This is a genomic window from Bartonella sp. W8167 (assembly GCF_016100335.1).
Classification (GTDB): domain Bacteria; phylum Pseudomonadota; class Alphaproteobacteria; order Rhizobiales; family Rhizobiaceae; genus Bartonella; species Bartonella apis.
The window spans coordinates 1,004,181-1,026,847 of record NZ_JACFSQ010000001.1 but is presented as its reverse complement, the minus strand read 5'-3'; the positions used below and the strand labels follow the sequence as shown (position 1 = coordinate 1,026,847).

At 45.2% G+C, this 22,667-nt stretch carries 22 protein-coding genes and 4 tRNA genes; 22 read left to right on the top strand and 4 right to left on the bottom strand.

What is annotated here, in order from left to right; genetic code table 11:
- Positions 1-195 precede the first annotated feature (195 nt).
- From clpP to H3V12_RS04190, 4 genes are all read left to right on the top strand, one after another.
- Positions 196-834, top strand: a complete 639-nt coding sequence (gene clpP, locus H3V12_RS04205) for an ATP-dependent Clp endopeptidase proteolytic subunit ClpP (protein WP_075870386.1) — start codon at positions 196-198, stop codon at positions 832-834.
- Between the two features lie 230 nt (positions 835-1,064).
- Positions 1,065-2,339, top strand: coding sequence for an ATP-dependent Clp protease ATP-binding subunit ClpX (gene clpX, locus H3V12_RS04200; protein WP_075869979.1), 1,275 nt, complete (start codon positions 1,065-1,067; stop codon positions 2,337-2,339).
- Between the two features lie 177 nt (positions 2,340-2,516).
- A complete protein-coding gene (lon, locus tag H3V12_RS04195) occupies positions 2,517-4,943 on the top strand; it encodes an endopeptidase La (protein WP_198212992.1) in 2,427 nt (808 codons plus the stop codon).
- 239 nt (positions 4,944-5,182) lie between these two features.
- A complete protein-coding gene (locus H3V12_RS04190; protein WP_075869977.1) occupies positions 5,183-5,461 on the top strand; it encodes an HU family DNA-binding protein in 279 nt (92 codons plus the stop codon).
- Between the two features lie 71 nt (positions 5,462-5,532).
- Here the strand turns inward: H3V12_RS04190 and H3V12_RS04185 are convergent, their stop codons facing one another.
- From H3V12_RS04185 to trmFO, 3 genes are read right to left on the bottom strand one after another with little or no spacing between them, the layout of a single operon-like run.
- Positions 5,533-6,162: a YrbL family protein gene (locus H3V12_RS04185; RefSeq protein ID WP_198212990.1), complete on the bottom strand. Its 630-nt coding sequence runs from the start codon at positions 6,160-6,162 to the stop codon at positions 5,533-5,535.
- 58 nt (positions 6,163-6,220) lie between these two features.
- Entirely contained in the window at positions 6,221-6,895 is a 675-nt protein-coding gene (gene gph / locus H3V12_RS04180; protein WP_198212988.1) for a phosphoglycolate phosphatase, read from the bottom strand.
- Positions 6,892-8,298, bottom strand: a complete 1,407-nt coding sequence (gene trmFO / locus H3V12_RS04175; protein WP_198213790.1) for a methylenetetrahydrofolate--tRNA-(uracil(54)-C(5))-methyltransferase (FADH(2)-oxidizing) TrmFO — start codon at positions 8,296-8,298, stop codon at positions 6,892-6,894. Before trmFO ends, gph begins: the two co-directional genes overlap by 4 nt.
- Positions 8,299-8,979: 681 nt before the next feature.
- Here trmFO and H3V12_RS04170 point away from each other — a divergent pair.
- The 10 genes from H3V12_RS04170 to H3V12_RS11175 all read left to right on the top strand — a co-directional run bounded on the left by H3V12_RS04170 (position 8,980) and on the right by H3V12_RS11175 (position 17,411).
- Positions 8,980-9,062: transfer RNA gene (locus tag H3V12_RS04170), tRNA-Leu, on the top strand.
- A 151-nt stretch (positions 9,063-9,213) separates the two neighbouring features.
- Positions 9,214-10,710 (top strand): trigger factor, encoded by a 1,497-nt coding sequence (tig, locus tag H3V12_RS04165; RefSeq protein WP_198212979.1) that lies wholly within the window; start codon positions 9,214-9,216, stop codon positions 10,708-10,710.
- Positions 10,711-10,849: 139 nt separating this feature from the next.
- Entirely contained in the window at positions 10,850-12,349 is a 1,500-nt protein-coding gene (gene gatB, locus H3V12_RS04160; RefSeq protein WP_198212977.1) for an Asp-tRNA(Asn)/Glu-tRNA(Gln) amidotransferase subunit GatB, read from the top strand.
- Positions 12,350-12,354: 5 nt separating this feature from the next.
- Positions 12,355-12,843: a GNAT family N-acetyltransferase gene (locus H3V12_RS04155; protein ID WP_198212975.1), complete on the top strand. Its 489-nt coding sequence runs from the start codon at positions 12,355-12,357 to the stop codon at positions 12,841-12,843.
- Between the two features lie 105 nt (positions 12,844-12,948).
- A complete protein-coding gene (locus H3V12_RS04150) occupies positions 12,949-13,347 on the top strand; it encodes an NADH:ubiquinone oxidoreductase subunit NDUFA12 (RefSeq protein ID WP_075914628.1) in 399 nt (132 codons plus the stop codon).
- Between the two features lie 91 nt (positions 13,348-13,438).
- The gene (locus H3V12_RS04145) at positions 13,439-13,867 is read left to right on the top strand and encodes a DUF2155 domain-containing protein (RefSeq protein WP_198212973.1); all 429 of its coding nucleotides are present in this window, start codon (positions 13,439-13,441) and stop codon (positions 13,865-13,867) included.
- A 399-nt stretch (positions 13,868-14,266) separates the two neighbouring features.
- The gene (locus H3V12_RS04140) at positions 14,267-14,944 is read left to right on the top strand and encodes a division/cell wall cluster transcriptional repressor MraZ (RefSeq protein WP_246787479.1); all 678 of its coding nucleotides are present in this window, start codon (positions 14,267-14,269) and stop codon (positions 14,942-14,944) included.
- A gap of 178 nt (positions 14,945-15,122) precedes the next feature.
- A complete protein-coding gene (locus H3V12_RS04135; protein ID WP_225867811.1) occupies positions 15,123-15,497 on the top strand; it encodes a L,D-transpeptidase in 375 nt (124 codons plus the stop codon).
- A complete protein-coding gene (locus H3V12_RS04130; RefSeq protein ID WP_198212967.1) occupies positions 15,497-16,702 on the top strand; it encodes a hypothetical protein in 1,206 nt (401 codons plus the stop codon). Before H3V12_RS04135 ends, H3V12_RS04130 begins: the two co-directional genes overlap by 1 nt.
- Positions 16,692-17,411 carry a rhomboid family intramembrane serine protease gene (locus tag H3V12_RS11175; protein ID WP_198212965.1) on the top strand — a complete coding sequence of 240 codons (720 nt, stop codon included), beginning with the start codon at positions 16,692-16,694 and terminating at the stop codon, positions 17,409-17,411. Before H3V12_RS04130 ends, H3V12_RS11175 begins: the two co-directional genes overlap by 11 nt.
- Before the next feature lie 74 nt (positions 17,412-17,485).
- Here the strand turns inward: H3V12_RS11175 and H3V12_RS04120 are convergent, their stop codons facing one another.
- The gene (locus H3V12_RS04120; RefSeq protein WP_198212963.1) at positions 17,486-18,319 is read right to left on the bottom strand and encodes an RNA methyltransferase; all 834 of its coding nucleotides are present in this window, start codon (positions 18,317-18,319) and stop codon (positions 17,486-17,488) included.
- Between the two features lie 208 nt (positions 18,320-18,527).
- On the opposite strand from H3V12_RS04120, the gene H3V12_RS04115 reads away from it, so the two are divergent.
- The 8 genes from H3V12_RS04115 (at position 18,528) to rplA (ending at position 22,619) form a co-directional block, all read left to right on the top strand.
- Positions 18,528-18,612 (top strand) — tRNA-Tyr (locus tag H3V12_RS04115).
- 23 nt (positions 18,613-18,635) lie between these two features.
- Positions 18,636-18,709: transfer RNA gene (locus H3V12_RS04110), tRNA-Gly, on the top strand.
- A gap of 164 nt (positions 18,710-18,873) precedes the next feature.
- Positions 18,874-20,049 carry an elongation factor Tu gene (gene tuf, locus H3V12_RS04105; RefSeq protein WP_078040400.1) on the top strand — a complete coding sequence of 392 codons (1,176 nt, stop codon included), beginning with the start codon at positions 18,874-18,876 and terminating at the stop codon, positions 20,047-20,049.
- Between the two features lie 50 nt (positions 20,050-20,099).
- A tRNA-Trp gene (locus H3V12_RS04100) sits at positions 20,100-20,175 on the top strand.
- A 380-nt stretch (positions 20,176-20,555) separates the two neighbouring features.
- Positions 20,556-20,768 (top strand): preprotein translocase subunit SecE, encoded by a 213-nt coding sequence (gene secE, locus H3V12_RS04095; RefSeq protein WP_075870854.1) that lies wholly within the window; start codon positions 20,556-20,558, stop codon positions 20,766-20,768.
- A gap of 19 nt (positions 20,769-20,787) precedes the next feature.
- Complete coding sequence (gene nusG / locus H3V12_RS04090) at positions 20,788-21,318, top strand: transcription termination/antitermination protein NusG (protein WP_075870853.1); 531 nt, start codon at positions 20,788-20,790, stop codon at positions 21,316-21,318.
- A gap of 166 nt (positions 21,319-21,484) precedes the next feature.
- Positions 21,485-21,913 carry a 50S ribosomal protein L11 gene (gene rplK / locus H3V12_RS04085; RefSeq protein WP_075870852.1) on the top strand — a complete coding sequence of 143 codons (429 nt, stop codon included), beginning with the start codon at positions 21,485-21,487 and terminating at the stop codon, positions 21,911-21,913.
- A gap of 4 nt (positions 21,914-21,917) precedes the next feature.
- Positions 21,918-22,619 (top strand): 50S ribosomal protein L1, encoded by a 702-nt coding sequence (gene rplA / locus H3V12_RS04080; protein ID WP_075870851.1) that lies wholly within the window; start codon positions 21,918-21,920, stop codon positions 22,617-22,619.
- The last annotated feature ends 48 nt before the right edge of the window (positions 22,620-22,667 follow it).

Here is a 22,667-nt window from a genome sequence, read left to right as displayed (position 1 = left end):
TGGCTTCCCTTAACAATTTTAAAAATTGATGGTTTTGAAATAGCAGAAAAGTCGACTTTGTCGATTTTATGCGATTTCGAGTAAATCCGGCTCGAGACGCAAAACAACAATCTATTGATCTTCTAATAGTTTGATATTCTAGTTATAACGACATTTTAGGTCATAAACGACGATTCGTATGATATGGAAGTGAAAATGAGTGATCCGATCCAGACTGCCCTCAATCTTGTTCCGATAGTGGTCGAACAGACAAATCGTGGCGAACGGTCCTATGACATTTTTTCCCGCTTGTTGAAGGAAAGAATTGTTTTTGTCAATGGCCCCGTTGAAGACAATATGGCAATGCTTGTCTGTGCACAATTGCTGTTTCTCGAAGCAGAAAATCCGAAAAAAGAAATCAGTGTTTATATCAATTCTCCGGGTGGCGTTGTTACGTCCGGCATGGCGATTTATGACACAATGCAGTTCATTCGCCCCGCTGTTTCTACCCTTTGCATGGGGCAAGCCGCTTCAATGGGGTCACTATTATTGACAGCTGGCGCAAAAGGCCACCGCTTTGCATTGCCGAATGCGCGCGTCATGGTGCATCAACCTTCCGGCGGTTTTCAGGGGCAAGCATCCGATATCGAACGCCATGCCCAGGATATTATTAAAATGAAACGCCGTTTGAATGAAATTTATGTTCATCATACGGGTCAGGATTATGAAACAATCGAACGCACACTTGATCGCGATCATTTTATGACAGCCGAAGAAGCCAAAGAATTCGGACTGATCGACGAAGTGATCCAATACCGTGCCGAAGCGGAAGAAGAGAAAAACGATCAGGCATAAGATGTGTGATTGACGGCTATGAAAATGCACAAAAACGAGGTTCTTTTTTGTAGCCGTTTTTCGAGGTTTATAGAAAAATAACGTTTGGCATTTACGTATCGGAATGGGAAACAGTAGCGAGATAGATGATTGAACCTATTATTTGTGTTAGTTTCTTGGTGAAATGGTCTTGAAAAGTCTAACCGAAAAGGCAAAATATTTTATGCAATTCGGGCGAAAGGAAAGAAGTAATGAGCAAAATTGGTAATAACGGGGGCGATTCAAAGAATACGCTTTATTGCTCATTCTGCGGCAAAAGCCAGCATGAGGTGCGTAAACTGATCGCCGGACCTACAGTCTTTATTTGCGACGAATGTGTCGAGCTGTGCATGGATATCATCCGTGAAGAAAACAAATCTTCTGGTGTGAAGGCTCGTGATGGCGTTCCGACCCCTCAAGAAATCATGGCTGTTCTTGATGATTATGTGATTGGACAATCTCATGCCAAACGCGTTCTGGCTGTCGCTGTCCATAACCATTACAAACGTTTGGCCAATCAGTCGAAGAGCAATGACATCGAGCTGTCAAAATCGAATATTCTGCTGGTCGGGCCTACCGGTTGCGGCAAAACCTATCTTGCCCAGACACTTGCCCGTATCATTGATGTGCCGTTTACCATGGCCGATGCAACGACGCTGACAGAAGCCGGATATGTTGGCGAAGATGTCGAAAATATCATTCTGAAATTGTTGCAGGCCGCCGATTATAATGTCGAGCGTGCGCAGCGCGGTATTGTCTACATTGATGAAGTCGACAAGATCTCGCGTAAATCGGACAATCCTTCGATAACACGAGATGTTTCGGGCGAGGGTGTTCAACAAGCACTGTTGAAAATTATGGAAGGTACAATTGCTTCTGTCCCGCCTCAAGGTGGTCGCAAACATCCGCAACAGGAATTTTTGCAGGTTGATACAACCAATATCCTGTTTATTTGTGGTGGTGCTTTTTCGGGCCTTGAAAAGATTATTTCGGCACGCGGCGAGAAGACATCAATCGGCTTTGGCGCGACAGTCAAAGCACCGGATGAACGGCGTATTGGAGAAATCTTTCATGATCTGGAACCGGAAGATCTCTTGAAATTCGGTCTTATTCCCGAGTTTGTCGGTCGTTTGCCGGTTATAGCAACTCTGGAAGACCTTGATGTCGATGCTCTGGTTCAGATTTTGTCCAAACCGAAAAATGCTTTGGTCAAACAATATCAACGCCTGTTCGAGATGGAAGATGTCAAACTGACTTTCCATGATGATGCCTTGCGGGCCATTGCAAACAAAGCGATCGAGCGTAAGACAGGTGCACGCGGCTTGCGTTCCATTATGGAAAAGATTTTGCTTGATACCATGTTTGAACTTCCGACGCTTGAAGGCGTTCAGGAAGTGGTCATTTCGAGTGATGTTGTCGAAGGTAAAGCCCGTCCGCTTTATATTTATGCAGAAAGAGACCATCCGAAAGAAAACGCATCTGCGTGATCTTTCATTTGTCTCTGATATTGCATCAAGCTTCGGGCAGCTTCAAGTTTTCACCATTGAGTGGCTCTTGATTTATCAGTGGTCAATTACCACCTTATCTCTTTGTGCGTAGGCATTTGCTTCATGTAAGGAGTGCCCGCGTTGCAAACGAGCCTCAGGCTCCAGAAAGGAATTGTTATGCAACATGATTTAGAGAAGACGACGGATGTCGGCAAAAAGCTTTATGCCGTTTTGCCGCTTCGCGATATTGTTGTCTTCCCCCATATGATTGTGCCGCTATTCGTTGGTCGCGAGAAATCCATTCGTGCTCTTGAAGAGGCGATGGGTCAGGATAAGCAGATACTTCTGGCAACCCAGAAGAATGCCTCTGATGATGATCCGAAGGCCGACGACATTTATGATGTTGGTACATTGGCAAATGTACTTCAATTGTTGAAGTTGCCGGATGGTACAGTAAAAGTTCTGGTTGAAGGCGTGAAACGCGCCAAGATCAACGGTTTTTCCGATAATGCCGATTATCATCAGGCTTACGCAACGCCTCTTGATGAACCGGAAGAGGATAAAGTCGAAATTGAAGCGCTGATGCGTTCGGTCGTTTCGGACTTCGAAAATTATGTGAAATTGAATAAAAAAATTTCACCGGAAGTCATTGGTGCAGTTAGTCAGATTGATGATGCAACCAAACTTGCCGATACAGTTGCCTCTCATTTAGCTATCAAGCTTTCTGAAAAACAGGAAATGCTTGCGTTACTATCCGTTCGTGAAAGACTGGAAAAGGCGCTTGCCTTTATGGAAGGCGAGATTTCTGTTTTGCAGGTTGAAAAGCGCATACGCTCGCGCGTTAAACGGCAAATGGAAAAAACCCAGCGCGAATACTACCTCAACGAGCAGATGAAGGCTATTCAGAAAGAATTGGGCGATGGCGAAGATGGCCACGACGAAATTTCTGAATTGGAAGAACGTATTAAAAAGACAAAACTGTCAAAAGAAGCGCGTGAAAAGGCAGAGGGTGAAGTCAAGAAACTTCGCAGTATGTCTCCGATGTCTGCTGAAGCGACAGTAATCCGCAACTATCTTGATTGGCTTCTGGGTATACCGTGGGGCAAAAAATCCAAGATCAAGAATGATCTCAACTATGCTGAAAAAGTTATGGACGAAGAACATTTTGGTCTTGAGAAGGTCAAGGAACGTATCGTCGAATATCTTGCCGTTCAAAGCCGTGCAGCAAAGGTAAAAGGTCCGATTATTTGTCTTGTTGGACCGCCCGGAGTTGGTAAAACATCACTTGCACGCTCGATTGCAAAAGCGACAGGGCGCGAATATGTCCGTATGTCACTAGGTGGAGTGCGTGACGAAGCGGAAATTCGCGGTCATCGTCGCACTTATATCGGGTCGATGCCTGGCAAGATCATCCAGTCGATGAAAAAAGCGAAGAAAAACAATCCGCTTTTTCTTCTCGACGAGATTGACAAGATGGGGCAGGATTTCAGGGGTGATCCGTCCTCGGCGCTACTTGAAGTTCTTGATCCTGAACAGAACAATACGTTTATGGATCACTATCTTGAAGTCGAATATGATCTTTCGGATGTGATGTTTGTAACCACTGCCAATACGTTGAATATTCCAGAACCATTGATGGATCGTATGGAAATCATCCGTATTGCCGGTTACACGGAAGAAGAAAAGATGGAGATAGCCAAACGCCATCTTCTGCCTAAGGTCATGAAGGAGCATTCTCTTTCCAAGAAGGAGTTTGTTGTTAGTGATGAAGCGATCCGCTCGATCATCCAATATTACACGAGAGAGGCCGGTGTTCGCGGGCTCGAACGTGAGTTGATGAAACTTGCTCGCAAGGCAGTAACGGAAATTGTCAAGAAAGAAAAGAAAACCATCAAGGTTGACGATAGCAATATTGACGAGTTTCTTGGCGTCAAGATATTCCGTTACGGGCAGATCGAAGGTGAAGATCAGGTCGGCGTTGTTACCGGACTTGCCTGGACAGAAGTCGGTGGTGAGCTTCTTACCATTGAAGGTGTCATGATGCCGGGCAAAGGCAAAATGACTGTCACAGGTAACCTGCGTGACGTTATGAAGGAATCGATTTCGGCTGCTGCATCGTATGTACGCTCCCGTGCCGTAGATTTCGGAATAGAGCCACCTCTGTTCGAACGCCGCGATATTCACGTCCACGTTCCGGAAGGGGCTACGCCGAAAGACGGTCCGTCAGCCGGTGTTGCGATGGTTACCGCCATTGTTTCAGTCCTGACCGGTATACCTGTCCACAAGGATATCGCGATGACAGGCGAAATCACCTTACGCGGGCGCATTTTGCCAATTGGCGGTTTGAAAGAAAAACTGCTTGCAGCATTACGCGGCGGTATCAAGAAGGTTCTCATTCCGGAAGAGAATGCGAAAGACCTTGTCGATATACCGGATAATGTCAAAAACAATATGGAGATTGTCCCCGTAAGTTTTGCAAGTGAAGTTCTTGATCACGCGCTTGTTCGTCGGCCGGAACCGATCGAATGGGTAGAGCCTGCGACCCCGACGCTGACCGGCAATATGTCGGGCGAAGAGGATGGTGTCAGCTCTGTAGCACACTGAATCACGCAATAGGAAATGCTTAAAAAAGTTCTAGAAAAGGCGGTTTTAAGCCGCCTTTTCTTTTTATTTTTGTTTCGCTATCGGGGAATGTAGCATTTTTTCCGTTAATAACTGTGATTTTCCCCTGAAAACGGGCTTTTTTTAGTAAAATTGGCTTCTGTTTGCCATAGTTTTCAATAAACTCTCATCCAACCGGTTGAATCAATATTGTCCGGTGATAGAAAGAAAGGAATTATCCAATGAATAAGAATGAATTGGTCAGCTCTGTAGCTGAAAAAGCCGGCATCACAAAAACTCAGGCTGCTTCGGCCGTGGACGCATTCATTGCTTCCGTTACCGATGCTTTGAAAAAAGGCGGCGACGTTCGTCTTCCCGGTTTCGGTTCATTTGAAGTTTCCCACCGTGCAGCTACAAAGGGACGCAATCCTTCAACAGGCGCAGAAATCAACATTCCGGCTCGTAACGTTCCAAAGTTCTCGGCTGGTAAAGGCTTGAAGGACGCCGTCAACAACAAATAATAAATAGCTATTTAAAAAGCCCGACCTTTATCTTGAATGTCGGGCTTTTTATTGTCTCATTTTTAAGGTTGTCATCGGTTTTTCAAATTGACAAACGGCTTCAATGCGTCAATGAATTCCTGAAGTTCGTGAACATTTTTCGCGTGGTTATATTTTTGAAACCATTTGCGCACCGGAAAAAGTCCCGTTTCTCCAATTCCGTCAATCAATACAAGGGTCGGCTGACCATTCCTCGAGCTTAAAAGAATATTGTCGAATTTAAGATCGTAGCAAATAAAGCTCGTTGTCTTGACCCATAAAATAAAATCTTCGATTTCCTTGCGGTAATGCGGAATTTCGTTTTGGTAGACACCAAAAGGTTTTGCGTAGTTTCCAGACGAATCCCGTTCGGCTTTGACGAGTAATCCCCAACCGATATCTGTCGAGACGATTCCGGCAATTTGCATCAAATGTTTTTCATCCCGAGCCATATCCGGATCGGCAAAATGCCGCATATATTCCCGAATTTCACGGGTGTTGGGCGAATTGATATCAATTGCTTTTCTGAATTGTCTCAGGCGTGAAAATCCGGCAATTTTACTGCGCCAGGCCGGTGAGGGGACTTTTACAAGATAATCGGGATTTTGCTCGTCGATATAAACCGAGCGGGTCAACCCTTCAAATAAAGGCTTTTTATTCGATAAGGTAAGAATTTTATCCATTACGACTTTATCCCGCTTCCGTTTTTCCGACTAAACGCAGCTTTTTATCCTCGTGTTTTTAATTGATATATTTTGCTACAAGATCGGGGGTGAGTTCGTTGAAATGACTGATTATTTTTGTCGGATTGAAAGCGCTGACTGGTCTATCTGTATATCCGAAATCGACAGCTATAACCGGAATATCGGCGCTTTGTGCAGCAAGAATATCGGCTTGGCTATCACCTACCATCAGTGCTCTATCAGGGTTGCAACCGGCGCGTTCAATTGTGGAAAGGATGTGGCGTGCATCCGGTTTGTGATAAGCAAATGTATCACCGCCGACAATGGTTATGAACCGGCTGGCCTCACCCATGCCCTCCAACAGGTGGCGAGCCAGTTTTTCGTGTTTATTGGTACAAACAGCAAGCTTGTAACCGGCTTCCGAAAGTTTATCGAGTGCCAAATCAACGCCATCGAAAAATTGCGTTTTGCCAGGCATATTTTCTTCATAATGACGTAAGAAAGTTCCTAGCAACTTCTCTACATGCGCGTTGTCGGGGTTGATTTTCTGGAAAGTCAGCGCACGTTCTATCATGATGCGGCCACCCATACCGACGAGGCGGCGGATGTCATCGGGAGTGAAAGTTTTTAATCCGTCTTGTTTAAGAGAAAAATTGAGACTATCGAGCAAATCCGGTGCTGAATCGACGAGTGTTCCATCAAGATCGAAGATAATTATGGGCGAGATACTCATTGGATTTTCTCCTCGTTCAACCATGTTTTGCAATCGGCCAGTGCGCGCGCCGTTAGAGCTTGCTTTTTAGCCAGAATTTTTTCTTTTCCACGTAGACGTTTACCTTCTTTTTTCTCGACTTCAATAGGCGGGAAAAGACCGAAATTGATGTTCATCGGCTGGAAGGATTGTTTAGTTCCATCTTCAATTGCAATATGACCACGCGTTATGTGGTTAAGTAGCGCCCCGAAGGCTGTTGTAACGGGGGGTAATTTTTGTTCCAATCCTTTATAATCTGCAATCGCAAAGCGACCGGCCACAAGCCCCATCGCGGCCGATTCGACATAGCCTTCACACCCTGTCATTTGACCTGCAAAGCGTAACCGTTCAAGTTTTTTCAGCCTCAAAGTTTCATCGAGAAGAAGGGGCGAGTTGAGATAAGTATTGCGATGTATGCCGCCAAGGCGTGCAAATTCTGCATTTTCCAGTCCTGGAATTGAACGGAAAATGCGGGTTTGTTCGCCATATTTGAGTTTGGTTTGAAAGCCGACCATATTATAGAGCGTACCCAATGCATTGTCTTGTCTCAACTGCACAATGGCGTAAGCCTTTACAGTCGGATTATGGGCGTTTGTAAGTCCCATCGGTTTCATGGGGCCATGACGTAGCGTCTCGCTCCCGCGTTCAGCCATGACTTCAATTGGCAAACAGCCGTCGAAATAAGGCACTTTTTCAAAATCGTGAAATTCTGCTTTTTCACCTTCCATCAACGATTGTACAAAGTTTTCATATTGTTCTTTGTCAAGTGGGCAGTTGATGTAGTCTTTGCCGGTACCACCCGGGCCTACTTTGTCATAACGGGACTGGTACCAACAAATATCCATATCGATACTATCTTTATAGACGATCGGCGCGATAGCGTCATAAAACGACAGCGAGTGAGCACCGGTAATGCATGTTATCGCTTCAGCAAGACGGGGAGATGTGAGAGGACCTGTGGCAATGATCACGTTTCCCCATTCTTCCGGCGGCAGTTTCGCAATTTCTCCGCGGTCAACGGTAATTAACGGGTGGTTTTCTATCAGTTTCGTTATTGTTTTGGAAAAAGCTTCGCGGTCAACGGCGAGCGCACTGCCTGCCGGTACCTGATGATCATCAGCCACCTTCATAATGAGCGAGTGAGCAAGGCGCATTTCCGCGTGCAAAAGACCAACGGCATTGGTGGAAGCATCATCAGAGCGAAACGAGTTGGAGCAGACAAGTTCGGCAAGCTGCGAAGTTTTATGTGCCGGCGTTTGTTCAACCGGTCGCATTTCGTGCAAAATAACAGGAATGCCGGCTTCGGCAATCTGCCATGCAGCTTCACTACCAGACAGACCACCGCCAATAACGTGAAGCGGCTTCATTGAAAAATTCGACATCATCATTGTTTGCATCAAACCATAAAAATCAAGCGTGAGCCGGTCAATATCACCTTATGGTACAAAAAGCACGGAGACAATGACGGGTTTTCAGACTATTTATGCTGGTCTTCCAGATGATAAATCAGGCGCCTGAATGGTGATGATTTTTTTTAATATATGGCGTCAAAGGATTCATTTTTGAAAGCCAGATGTTTCCCTTGGACCAACTAACGGAAAACAGGCATAAGACGTATTTATATTTTTATCTCGTAATGGATAAATGCAATTATGACAGTCGGGAAAAGGGGCGAGACAGGTTAGAAGATTTGTTCTGCTTGACTGGCAACCTAGGTGTGACGACTGAACATCCAAACCGGCAATAATTGCTATGCAAGACTTCGCATGTTGCAATACAATGAATGGCCTTTTGCCGTTGTATTTAAATAACATGAAATCATTGAGTGAAGGAGGTAAGAACGTTTGGAACTGTTTATTCATTCCCGTTTTGATGGGGGGGCTTACCCAAGAATTTCCCCGATTGCTCTCTTTATAATTTTACGCATCAGGGTTTTGTTCTGTTTCTTTTTGCAAATATGGGTTAAAAATTGCACGAGTCGGCTTTTTTCCTTTGATTGATAGAAATTGAATGATATAGAGACGCCGCTTGCCTATGGTTTGTTGCAAACCTGATTATCAGGATTTGCGGATGTGGCGAAATTGGTAGACGCACCAGATTTAGGTTCTGGCGGGTAACCGTGGGGGTTCGAGTCCCTTCATCCGCACCACAGCAACGGCCTTGAATGCAAAGAGAATTTTTGCGGGGTTCCGCTTGAGGCGGAAGTCCGCTTCATGGTATTCTGACGCTTTAGTGTTAGAGCAGAATTGGTATCGGACAGGGCTTAAGTACTTGTCCTCAGAAAAAATGAAGGTTGTTCGATGCAAGTTACCGAGACGCTTAATAAGGGATTGAAGCGCGAGATCAAAGTAGTGGTCCCCGCTAAAGATCTGGAAGCAAAGTTGAATGAACGTCTTGACGACGCTAAAGACAAGGTCAAGCTGAACGGCTTCCGCCCTGGTAAAGTGCCTGTCAGCCATTTGAAAAAGATGTATGGCAAGTCCTTCATGGCTGATGTCATCAACGGGATTTTGAAGGATACACCGCGTTCAATTCTTTCCGATCGCAACGAACGTTCGGCTACACAGCCCGAAATCGATATGAGCGAAGACGAAAAAGAAGCGGAAAAAGTCCTGAACGGTGATGCCGATTTTGTCTTTACTCTCAAATATGAAGTTTTGCCGAAATTCGACCTTAAGGACGTATCCGGTATTGCTGTCACACGCGAAGTTGTTGAAGTACCAGAGGCCGATGTCGACAAACAGGTCGAGAGGGTCCTTTCGTCAACACGCACTTACACCGAAAAGAAAGGCAAGGCCGAAGATGGTGATCGGGTAACGATTGACTATCTAGGAAAGCTTGATGGTACACCTTTCGAAGGTGGTGCTGATAATGATGCACAACTTGTTCTTGGTTCCAAACAATTTATTCCGGGATTTGAAGAGCAACTCGTTGGCGTAAAAGCCGGAGACAAAAAGGTCATCACTGTAAAATTCCCTGATGACTATAATGCCAAGCATCTTGCAGGCAAGGAAGCAACTTTCGACATTACGGTGAAGGAAGTTTCAAAGCCTGACGAGCTTAAAATCGATGACGAAGCTGCAAAGAAGCTCGGACTCGAATCACTTCAGAAACTGCGTGATGTCATTCGCGAGCAGATCGAGAACCAGTATGGCACAATTACCCGTCAAAAAGTAAAACGCCAAATTCTGGACGCGCTCGACAATGATTATGATTTTGAAACGCCGGAACGCCTTGTAAACGTCGAGTTCAATAATATCTGGGCACAAATTACCAATGAATTGAAACAGGCCGGTCGCACTTTCGAGGATGAAGAGACAACCGAGGAAGCAGCGCGCGACGAATATCGCAAGCTTGCCGAACGGCGTGTCCGTCTTGGCCTTGTTCTGTCAGAGATCGGTGAAAAAGCCGGTATAACCGTTTCTGAAGACGAATTGCAGCGGGCTGTTTATGATCAGGTTCGCCAATATCCGGGGCAGGAAAAACAGATTATCGAATTTTTCCGCCGCACACCGGACGCCGTTGCCAATTTGCGTGCTCCGATTTTTGAAGAAAAGGTCGTTGATCACTTGCTGGGCAAGGTAAAGGTTACAGATAAAAAGGTAACTGCGGAAGAATTGGTAAAAGAGGAAGAAGACGAAACTTCTCCGAAAAAGTCGGCCACGAAGAAAAAGGCCGAGAGCAAGAAATCGGAAAGCAAAAAGTCTGACGATAAAAAAGCACCGGCCAAGGCTCATAGTGAGGAAAAAGCTTCCGCTAAAAAGACTGCAGCCAAAAAGACAACGAAAAAAGATTGATCGACTTTTTGAAGAAATAAACGAGGCCCGGTTTTACCGGGCCTTTTTTGTATGTATTGCACTCTTTGCTTGCACTTGACGCTTGTTTGGACTAGCCAATAGAAATAATTTTGTTTTTAAAGAGAATGATGGATTTCTAATGACACTCGTTGATGCCCGTACAGCTGACCCGAAACGTTTCATCTCCGGAGCTACCGGTGACTGGGAAGTCATTATAGGATTGGAAGTGCACGCTCAGGTAACATCCAATTCGAAGCTTTTTTCCGGCTCTTCCACAAAATTCGGGGCTGAACCCAATGCCCATGTTTCCTTTGTTGATGCGGCTATGCCCGGAATGTTGCCTGTTATCAACATTGAATGTGTGAAACAGGCAGTCAGAACCGGATTGGGATTGAACGCCAAAATTAACCTGAAATCCGTATTCGATCGCAAAAATTATTTCTATCCGGATTTGCCTCAAGGCTATCAGATTTCCCAGTTTGAACAGCCAATTGTGGGCGAAGGCAAAATTACGATTTCTGTCGGGCCCGATAAAAAAGGCGAGTTCGAAGATGTGGAAATCGGCATTGAACGGCTTCATCTTGAGCAGGATGCCGGAAAATCCATTCACGACCAACATCCGACGATGTCATTTGTTGACCTTAACCGCTCGGGTGTTGCGTTGATGGAAATTGTGTCAAAGCCGGATTTGCGTTCTTCCGATGAAGCAAAAGCCTATGTAACAAAATTGCGTACGATTGTTCGCTATCTTGGAACATGCGACGGCAATATGGACGAAGGTGCCATGCGTGCCGATGTAAACGTCTCCGTACGACGCCCCGGTGAAGATTTTGGCACCCGTTGTGAAATCAAAAACGTCAATTCGATCCGTTTCATCGGCCAGGCAATTGATTATGAAGCGCGTCGTCAGATAGCTGTTCTCGAAGATGGTGGCACAATCGATCAGGAAACAAGACTTTTTGATTCGGCCAAAGGCGAGACGCGGCCGATGCGCTCCAAAGAAGAAGCGCATGACTATCGCTATTTTCCCGATCCGGATTTATTGCCATTGGTTTTTGATCAGGCTTTTGTCGACGAGCTCAAGGCAGGATTGCCTGCATTACCGGACGAAATCAAATCAGACTTCATCAATGAAATGGGCTTGAGCGCTTACGATGCTTCCATTCTTGTAAGTGAAAAAGCGATTGCCGACTTTTTTAAAGAAGTAGCCAACGGCCGTGACGGCAAACTTGCAGCCAATTGGGTTATTAACGATCTTTTGGGCGCACTCAACAAAGCAAGTCTTGATATTTCACAATCTCCGATGAGTGCAAATCAGCTTGGTGGAATTATTGACCTCATCAAAGAAGGCACAATTTCAGGTAAAATCGCAAAAGATTTGTTCGAAATTGTCTGGAATGAGGGCGGGGATCCTGCAAAAATTGTTGAAGCGCGTGGCATGAAGCAGGTTACTGACACCGGAGCTATTGAAAAAACCGTGGACGAGATTATTTCTGCCAATCCGGATAAAGTGGCTAAGGCCAAAGAAAAACCGACATTGGCAGGTTGGTTTGTCGGACAGGTCATGAAAAAGACCGGTGGCAAGGCAAACCCGCAAGTCGTGAACAATTTGATAAAGGCAAAACTCGGGATTGAATAACGATCATGTGGATTCGCACTGCATCCAGGAATGATATCAATGCCATTCATGACCTTTTGGTCGAAACTTGGCATGCTACATTAGATGATCTTGTCGGGCGTGAAGAAGTAGATCGTAAAACCGCCCATGATTACACGACCGATATGTTGAAGAAAATGCTGAGCCGTCCGGCATCCGAATATGTTGTGGCGGACGACGGCGATATGCTTCACGGCGTGGCTTATGCTGCACAAGGAGCGGTAAAGGGCGATTCTGAGATAGCGCTTGTACTGCATTTATGCGTTAAACCTGAAAGTCGGGGACAGGGGATTGGTCAACGTTTGTTGATCGAACTTGAAGAGGCCTTTCCGGCAGCGCGGAAAATTCGTGTGGTACTCAATAAAAAAGATGTGCGGACACAAAAGTTCTTTGAAGAACAGGGGTATAAGCACCTCGGGAAAAGTGGTGACAACAAGTCGGATAATGATGTTGTCCTTGAGAAGACGCTGTTCTGATCACACGAATAATGACTTGCTTTTAATGCAGTTGGGCTGCATAACTGGAAAAGTGTATTTTTTCGTTTAAAGCTTATGGGCTGAATTGAAGGAGCTCGTACTGAAATGGCTGGTATCTGGAAACAGATTTTTACATGGTGGAATGGAAACACCATTAATACGCGGTTTTTTACGTGGCTCAATGGTAAGCGCGTCGGCGAAGACGAGTTCGGCAATGTTTATTACGAGGGTAGCCATCATAAAGATGGTTATACACGTCGTTGGGTAATTTATAAAAATTACTCCGAAGCTTCAACCATTCCTGCCGGTTGGCACGGTTGGATACACCATCGTACCGATACACCGCCGAGTGCAGAAGATTATCATGCACGTGAATGGGAAAAACCGCATATTCCGAATATGACCGGTACAAGCAAGGCCTATTCCCCGAAGGGGTCGATTGCTCACCATGGGCAGCGCCCGCATGTTACAGGCGATTATGACGCCTGGACACCCGGTAAATAACGAGTTCAACGGGAATGCATTCTGTTCTCCGTTGTAATGCCATAATTGTCAGTTAAGCGTGCAACCACTTTAAAGTCATTGTTGCGGTGCTATGAAATTTTTTAAACCGTTACCCACACATTGCCTGTTTGCTGTGGCCTGCCTGACTGGCTACCTTTCCGGTGTAAGTGCATCTTGTGCACAGGAAACAACGCGTCTGAGCAATCCTGTTGCAGTTTTCTCAGGTCTCGATAAAATTACCGGACGGATTACAACTTTCGATGTATATATCGGAGAAACATATCAGTTCGGGGCGTTACAGGTAACGCCACGTGTCTGCTATTCGAACTCGGCAGACGAGGCAACGCGCACGGATGGATTTGTCGAAGTCAACGAAATTACGCTGGATAAAAAAATCAAACGTATTTTTACCGGCTGGATGTTTGCCGACAGCCCTGGTCTTAATGCGGTTGAACATCCGATCTATGATGTCTGGTTGAAAGACTGCAAGCAGAAATCGAAAGTTCCGGCTCCCCAATAATCGTATTTAAAATTATATAGTTATATCGAAGGATGTCGCTGCAGCGTTGTGGGGCAATTCCGGCATTTGTGTTTGTTGAATTCTAAAAAAGATCTACCTTGGCAATCTTGAACATGATGTTTGTTGTTTGATTTTTACTCGGGCCTTCCCGATATTGAAAAAACTTTTCCGATAACAGTTCTTTTTCAATCCACCGGCAAAGGATTAACAGGATCATGCCCTTTTTGACCGCAATTTGCCGTCAAACCGTCTGGAATTTGCAACCGATATAGGGCCGGAAAAATCAAGTATCGGTTTGATTGGCGAAAATTTCATGCGACGGGTTGAAAACACGCAAAGATAACATCAGTCACAGCAAGACAAGGTTAAAAGTGTACTGAAAGTTTGTGCCTCACATGAATGCAGGCGGATATTGTCTCCCAAGCCTGTCGCGTTTTCCGGTTTTTTGCCGGATGTATGGACGATCTCGAAGTGGAGCAATATCTTTTTAAAAAAATTAAAGCTTCTCAAGCTTGGCGTAAGCATCGGGGGGTAATCTCGCCATTAATCAATCACAGTGTTGAAAGGCTGGATATGCCATCGCTTCGTCTGGTAAAAAGGATTTTATCCTGTTTGATTTTGGCTTCTTGTCTAACCGCTTGTCAGTGGACAACCGAACCGTCCACGACGCATGATTATTATACGCGTGTTACCGAGCTTAGTTCCAAAAGTTTCTATTTTACCAATAATCCGCTGATACAATTGGAAATGCAGGCGAAGTGGATTAGCAATCAGGGGTATGTGATCGATACAATAGCAACATCAACCAACAGCAATGATCTTGATATCAGTCTCGCATGGTCGCAAAAACGCAATTACCGCTATGTCGCGCGTGAAAAACTCAATATTGTATGTACTCTGGGATGCACAATGTCGGAAAAGGGACGCATCTTTATTCCTGAAGATGAATTTCGCCAATATGCAGTGAGCGGATTTATTTTCAAACTGGTTGGACGCGGAAATTATGTTGATGGTTTCCTTGATAAAAGAGCTTTCCAACAAGTTCTGGACCAAATGCAATCTATGCCAAAATATTAATCTTCACGATCATTTTATCTGATAACGAGTTAACGATTTTTTAACTTTTTGTTTCTTTTTTTCATCTTGACGCTTTAAGCTATTTCAGAAAATTGTTTGAAAATAGAGCGGGTGGGCTGAGATGTATTGGAAATTATCTTCTGTCTTAATTGAGGCGTTGTTTTTTTCATTTTCTGCGATGAATTTGGCTTCTGCCGACAATCTATTGGCTTTGGTTAATGTCTCGGATCAAACAATGACTGTTAAGAAGAATGGTAAAACACTCTATCATTGGAAAGTATCGACAGGGCGCAAAGGTTATGCGACGCCGAGCGGCACGTTCAGACCGGTCAGAATGCACAAAATGTGGCGAAGCCGCAAATATGACAATGCACCTATGCCTTATGCTATTTTTTATAATGAGGGCTATGCCATCCACGGGACGTCGTATGTAAGCAGGCTTGGTAGTCCGGCAAGCCATGGCTGTGTACGTCTTAATACTGCAAATGCTCAGATTCTCTACAAAATGTTGCAGGAAGAGGGGCTGGGGAACCTGAAAATTGTGATTAAATAATGGGTTACAAACGCTTTAATTGGCCAGATTTCTTCGAAAATAATCAAACAGTATTTTATACCGCAGCAATTTTTATTGGTATCGCTTTAGCCTGTTTTACGTCGATATCAAAGTTCTCCAATGCAGCCTTGAAACTCGTTTTACCCATTTTATTGTTCGTTACGTTTTTACAGGTGCCTTTTGCGTCTGTGATAAAGAGTTTCAGGAATGGACGATTTATAGTCGGACTGCTCATCGGGAATTTTGTTTTTATCCCGATTCTCGTTCTCGTGTTAGTCTGGCTCGGTCTGTCATTCTTGAATAGTCTGTTAGACATGCCGCCTTTGTCGAAATTAACAAGCGCCAACGGTCCATATCTTTATTTCACCGCATTCGGCGCCATGCTCCTTTGTGCACCTTGTGTCGATTATGTTGTATCCTTTTGTCGTTCGGGCAAAGGCGATATAGCAGCTTTGACTGCGGCACTTCCTGTTTTGTTGATCTTTCAATTTTGTTTGTTTGGATTTTTATTTGTAAGCCCTTTCGCGGGAACAAAACTTCCCGGGCTTGGTCACCAAAATTTAAGCATTTTGTTGCGTTCTGTTTTCGAGGTTCTGGTTATTCCTATATGCCTTGCTTGGTTTCTCCAGCGTTTTTCCTCTCGCAACCGAATGATTTCCGTTTCTACCTCCTTCATGAAAAACAGTGTTGTTATCGTCACATCGCTCACATTGGTGATTCTTGCCACTTATGCTTTTTCTCAGATTTTTTCGATATTCGGAGGTGATTGCCACGAGCTCACAACAGAAATGCCGTCACACAATGTTGTCGGTGGGCTAACGAACGGAGATTCGCTAACCACCCACACCGATGGTTTTGACGGGAGGTGTGAAAACCACAAACTGTTTGGCGCTCTTCTTTACGGCATAGTTTTCTATGGGATTTATGGGGGTCTTGCTCCATTTATCGGTTTTTTGGCAGCGAAATTGTTGAGGCTTCATGAAAAGCAGGCAATAGCGGTGAGTTTTAGTGTTTCGACGCGCAATTCACTCGTTTTGCTGCCACTTTTGTTATTTATCACACCCGCAAGTGCACAAACTTTGGTAGCGCTCGTTATTTTAACGCAAACTTGCGTCGAACTCGTTGCCGAAGTCTTTTATGTGCGCCTTATACCATTATTTGCAAAAAAGCATTTCAGGCATCAGGAGAGCGGATGTGAACAATGATTTTAATGACTATACGGGAAATCGAAAAACGCACACACCGCTGTTCAATATTCCTCCCGTTATCGTCACTATCGTTGCGATATGTGTATTGAGTTTTATTGTTCCGGAATATTTTTTTTCACCGCGACAATATGATATTTTTTACACTTACTTTTCGTTTGTTCCCGACTTCTTCCTGTCTGCTTTCATGAAATTCTGGTATACGCCGGTGAGCTACTCATTCTTGCACGCAAGTCTTATGCACGTAGCAGTCAATATGATGTGGCTTGTTATATTCGGCTCACCTCTTGCGAACCGGATCGGCAATATGAAATTTATTGTATTCTGGTTTGTTTGTTCGGCTGTCGCTGCATTTGCCCATCTTTATGTTTATAGCGACAGTTATGTGCCAATGGTCGGCGCATCGGGCGCAATATCCGGTATGATGGGGGCTGCTGCCCGCTACGGTTTTCGTCAGGTTCAAACCGTCGGACAAAACCAACGATCGGAATTTGCCGGGCCGATCCTGTCCATTTCCCGATCATTGACCTCGAAAAATGTGCTTGTCTTTATCGGTACTTGGATTGTTATTGATATCATCACAGGTGTTGCGACTCCTTCAATAGACGGAGAAGGGAGTACGATCGCCTGGGTTGCGCATCTTGGTGGCTTGGCGGCAGGCTTCTTTCTGATCGGATTATTCGATAGTCGCAGAAACCTCGAAATGTAAAACACGCAAAATCAGGCATCCCCGAAAAATCGTGCATGAGTTATGCTTTGGCCATCCGTCATGATATTTTGGAATCATTTTTTATCAAGATGATTACGTGCAGCATAAAGCGAAATAGCTGCAGCGTTGGACACGTTGAGCGATTTTATCGCGCCCGGCATATCCAGCCGTGCGAGCACTGAAACCGTTTCGCGTGTCTTTTGCCGCAAGCCTTTTCCTTCTGCTCCCAGAACCAAAGCAATATGGCCGCCTTTCAAACTTGGCTCGAGAGGAAGAGGACCTTCCGAATCAAGCCCGAAACTTGTGAAACCGGCTTTATGCAGTTCTTCCAGTGCCTCTGCGAGATTGCGCACGGTAATGTGGTCTATAAGCTCCAATGCACCGGAGGCTGCTTTTGCAAGGACTCCTGTCTCCTGTGCAGAATGTCTGTTTGTTGTGATAAGAGCACCGGCATTGAATGCAACGGCAGAACGCATGATAGCCCCAACATTATGGGGATCAGTGACCTGATCAAGCACAATGACAAGATCGGTATTCGAAAGCTCGTCAAGCGAACGCGGTTTCAACGCCTCTGTTTCAAGAACGATACCCTGATGCACGGCCTCGCTACCAACAAGCGAATCAAGCACTTTCGGGCTAACAATTTCCATCGGACAATTTATTTTTGATTCGTCGACGCCAAGCCGATCAAACGCATTTTTAGTGGCAAAAAGTTTAGTAAGCTTACGTTTTTTGTTCTGCAAAGCCGCTGCAACGGTATGAAGACCGTAAAGTCTGAGCTCTCCGGCACCGAAGGGGGACGGATCTACTTTTAACCGATTGGTTTTTTCCGCTCTTTTGCCAGTTCTGTCGCGATATTGACGGCGTAAGCGGGCATAATGGGAATCTTTGGGAGTTTTTTCATTCATGCTTTTCTATAGCCGATTGCGCGGCTTATCCGATACTAAAAAATGTCGAAAAAGACTTTTTTGTTATGAAATTGAAAAGAACGGAATTTAACCTGTTGACAGAGGCAATGGTAAACGGCATAACGCCCCACACAAACAGAACGAGTTCTTTATGTATTTGGTCTGGTTGTATATGCCTTATCGCGCAACTCCGCTAGGTATTTTTAATGGAGGGGTGCCCGAGTGGTTAAAGGGGACGGACTGTAAATCCGTTGCTTTATGCTACGTTGGTTCGAATCCAACCCCCTCCACCATTTACCGGAGCCGGAGTCAACGTGCGGGTATAGCTCAATGGTAGAGCAGCAGCCTTCCAAGCTGAATACGCGGGTTCGATTCCCGCTACCCGCTCCAGACGGTCGTTGGCGATAAAGCAATTAAAATGTGGGGTTGAACTCCATTGTGACCAGACGGAAGTTTCCGTCTTTTTAGATTTTAGCCGGTGTGAATTTTTATTCCGGCAATGTTCGGTTCTGAAGCCCCGGTTGGGGTGTAAACAAGACGAGAGATCGACGGCGATGGCAAAAAGCAAATATGAACGTACGAAGCCGCATGTAAACATCGGCACGATTGGTCACGTTGACCATGGTAAAACAACGCTGACAGCAGCGATTACAAAGTATTTTGGCGAGTTCAAGGCATATGACCAGATTGATGCTGCGCCGGAAGAACGCGCTCGTGGTATTACGATTTCTACAGCACACGTAGAATACGAGACAGAGAAGCGTCACTACGCACACGTTGATTGCCCGGGACACGCTGACTATGTCAAGAACATGATCACCGGTGCTGCGCAGATGGATGGTGCTATTCTTGTTGTTTCGGCAGCTGATGGCCCGATGCCTCAAACACGCGAGCACATTCTGCTTGCCCGTCAGGTTGGTGTTCCTGCAATTGTTGTTTTCCTGAACAAAGTTGATCAGGTTGATGACGAAGAGCTTCTCGAGCTCGTTGAACTCGAAGTTCGTGAACTTCTTTCGAAATACGATTTCCCCGGTGACGAGATTCCGATCGTTAAGGGTTCTGCTTTGGCAGCTCTTGAAGGCACCAATAAGGAAATCGGTGAAGATGCTGTTCGTTTGTTGATGCATGAAGTTGATGAATATATCCCGACTCCGAAGCGTCCGATTGATCAGCCCTTCTTGATGCCGATTGAAGATGTGTTCTCAATTTCCGGTCGTGGTACAGTTGTTACCGGTCGTGTTGAACGCGGTGTTGTCAAGGTTGGTGACGAAGTTGAAATCGTTGGCATTCGTCCGACGACGAAGACAACAGTTACCGGCGTTGAAATGTTCCGCAAACTTCTTGATGAAGGTGAAGCTGGCGACAACATTGGTGCACTTCTTCGTGGTATTGAACGTGAAGGTGTTGAACGTGGTCAGGTATTGGCAAAGCCCGGTACAGTTACTCCGCACACCAAGTTCAAGGCGGAAGCTTACATTCTGACAAAGGATGAGGGTGGACGTCACACACCATTTTTCACCAATTATCGTCCTCAGTTCTATTTCCGTACGACAGACGTTACCGGCATTGTAACATTGCCGGAAGGTACAGAGATGGTTATGCCGGGTGATAACGTAACGATGGATGTCACACTGATTGTTCCGGTTGCTATGGAAGAGAAGCTCCGCTTCGCTATCCGTGAAGGTGGCCACACTGTTGGTGCCGGTATCGTTTCTAAAATCATTGAATAATCTGATACAAGACAGACGTATCACTTTGTAATGCGTCTGTCTTTTCGTGAAGGGGTATAGCTCAGTTGGTAGAGCGGCGGTCTCCAAAACCGCAGGTCGTGGGTTCGAACCCTACTGCCCCTGCCATTTGCCTCGTAAAAACGATAGTCTATTTTTGAATCCGCTGGGGTGCGTTTTCTGTTTTGTGCGATTCTTAAAAACAGGGGACAGACAAAGCGGGATAGATAAAGTGTGCGGTCAAAGCAGATAGATTAGGTATGTTTCGGGTGATGCTATCTGTACTTATTTGCAGGTTTTACCCGGTGTCGGACATTTTAAGGCGCGATGTTTTTAACTCTGTGGAGCTTTAACTGAAGTTTTGGCTTGTGTTTTTATGAATAACGCTTTATTTAGTGTTAACAAGGAAATCGCGTGAGGCTTTATGAAAAGGCTTTTCGCGGTTTTGTCATGTTTAAAGTTGGCGTTGTGATTCGCGATAGTTTTTGAAAAATGATGTAGGAAAAGTGATGGCTGCCAAGACAAATCCCATTACCTTTATCAAGCAGGTTCGGGCCGAAACCGCAAAGGTTACTTGGCCGACACGTCGCGAAACTACAATTTCGACTATAATGGTTGTTTTGATGGCAGCGTTTGCAGCTGCATTCTTTTTTATCGCAGACCAGATTATGAATTTTGGCGTTTGGGAGAGCATTGATCTCCTGAAACGTCTTTTCAGCTAATAGTTCAAGGAAAGTAACCGTGGCTGCTCATTGGTACATTGTTCAGGCCTATTCCAATTTTGAGAAAAAAGTTGCAGAGGCTATTGAAAAAGAAGCGAAGCTGAAAGGCTTGGATCATCTGTTTGAAGAGATTCTTGTTCCGACGGAAAAGGTTGTCGAAGTTCGTCGTGGACGTAAAGTCGATTCGGAACGCAAGTTTTTTCCGGGCTATGTACTTGTCCGTGCTGATTTGACAGATGATGTATATCACCTCATCAAAAACACGCCGAAAGTAACAGGCTTTTTGGGTTCTGATTCTAAACCGGTGCCGATTACCGATCGGGAAGCCGAACAGATTCTTAATCAGGTGAAGCAGGGGATTGAACGGCCTAAGTCTTCTGTTTCATTTGAAGTTGGTGAGCAAGTTCGCGTTGCTGATGGTCCGTTTGCTTCCTTTAACGGGATTGTACAGGAAGTTGAAGACGAAAGGTCGCGACTTAAAGTCGAGGTTTCAATTTTTGGTAGAGCAACACCGGTTGATCTTGATTTCGGGCAGGTGGAAAAGCTCTAAAAATATTTTCCAATAGAACGACTTTAAATGCAGGAGTTTTTGGAATTTATAGTGGAAGGCGATTATAACTTTAGCCGGTTGTAAAAAGCCAGACCACGAAACTGCAAGGCCGGTTCTCCGGTCAATTAAACCGCCGGATTTCCGGCATAACAAAAGGCAGATTATTATGGCTAAAAAAATTGCAGGCCAGCTTAAGCTGCAGGTTCCAGCAGGCGCAGCCAATCCGGCTCCTCCTATCGGGCCGGCTCTTGGTCAGCGTGGCATCAATATTATGGAATTCTGTAAGGCTTTCAACGCGGCTTCACAGGAAATGGAAAAGAATTCTCCTATTCCGGTTGTTATAACCTATTATCAGGACAAGTCTTTCACATTTTCGATGAAGACACCACCAGTTTCCTATTTCTTGAAAAAGGAAGCAAATTTGAAATCCGGATCCAAAGAACCGGGCAAGACTGTTGCCGGCACGATTTCTCGTGATAAGGTTCGTAAAATTGCGCAAGCCAAGATGAAAGATCTTAATGCCAATGACGTCGAAGCTGCTATGCGTATGATTGAAGGTTCCGCCCGTTCAATGGGTCTACAGGTGGTGGGCTGAGATCATGACAAAAATTGCAAAGAGACTTAAGAAAATCCGTGAGGGCGTTGACTTTAATAAGTATTACGCTCTTGATGAAGCTGTTAAGATGGTCAAGGATCGCGCGATAGCCAAGTTCGACGAGACAATTGAGATCACAATGAGCTTAGGTGTTGACCCGCGTTATGCTGATCAGATGGTTCGTGGCGTTGTTAATCTTCCGAATGGTACCGGACGCAAGGTACGCGTTGCGGTTTTTGCACGCGGTGATAAAGCTGAAGAAGCTAAGGCGGCCGGAGCCGATATTGTCGGTGCTGAAGATTTGTTCGAAACAGTAAATGGTGGTACAATTGATTTTGATCGTTGTATTGCTACTCCGGACATGATGCCGTTGGTTGGTCGCTTGGGTAAGATTCTCGGGCCACGCAGCTTGATGCCGAACCCTAAAGTAGGAACTGTTACACCTGATGTTGCTGCTGCAGTGAAGGCTTCCAAAGGCGGCGCTGTAGAGTTCCGTGTTGAAAAAGCTGGTATTGTTCATGCCGGTGTCGGCAAGGCTTCTTTCAGTAACGAACAGATTGCTCAAAACGTAAAAGCTTTTGCTGATGCGGTTTTGAAAGCAAAGCCGTCAGGTGCAAAGGGTGATTATCTGAAACGCGTCGGTCTTTCATCAACAATGGGTATAGGTGTCAAGATCGATTTGGCTTCGGTTCGTCCCGAGCAATAAGAATTTAACCGGCTTTATGCCGGTGTACCAATCCGGGCTTTGAAAAGA